Here is a 232-nt window from a genome sequence, read left to right as displayed (position 1 = left end):
ATACTGAGTTAGTTGAAAAATGAGGAGGTGATTCTACATGCCAGCGAACGATCAAAACGATGTGGTAAGTCATGCCATCAATGCAGCTGAGGCGAATGCGGAAGATAGCCAAGCGAAGCAGCAGGTGGAGGAACTGAGCTCCCTGCTTCAAAGCTCAACAGCCAATGCCAATGATGATACTTCCTCTGAAGAATAATGACACTCAGAATTGAGTCCGCCCTATAAAAGGGCA

Annotated in this window: 1 protein-coding gene; it reads left to right on the top strand. The window is 46.6% G+C overall.

The features are described 5' to 3' along the window. The first annotated feature begins 37 nt into the window (after positions 1 to 37). Complete coding sequence (locus KVT27_RS26330; RefSeq protein ID WP_217582349.1) at positions 38 to 196, top strand: hypothetical protein; 159 nt, start codon at positions 38 to 40, stop codon at positions 194 to 196. Positions 197 to 232 lie beyond the last annotated feature (36 nt).

This window comes from Lysinibacillus sp. GbtcB16 (assembly GCF_019091145.1).
GTDB lineage: Bacteria > Bacillota > Bacilli > Bacillales_A > Planococcaceae > Lysinibacillus > Lysinibacillus fusiformis.
The sequence above is the reverse complement of the archived record's forward strand: the minus strand, read 5'-3'. Positions and strand labels throughout refer to the sequence as shown.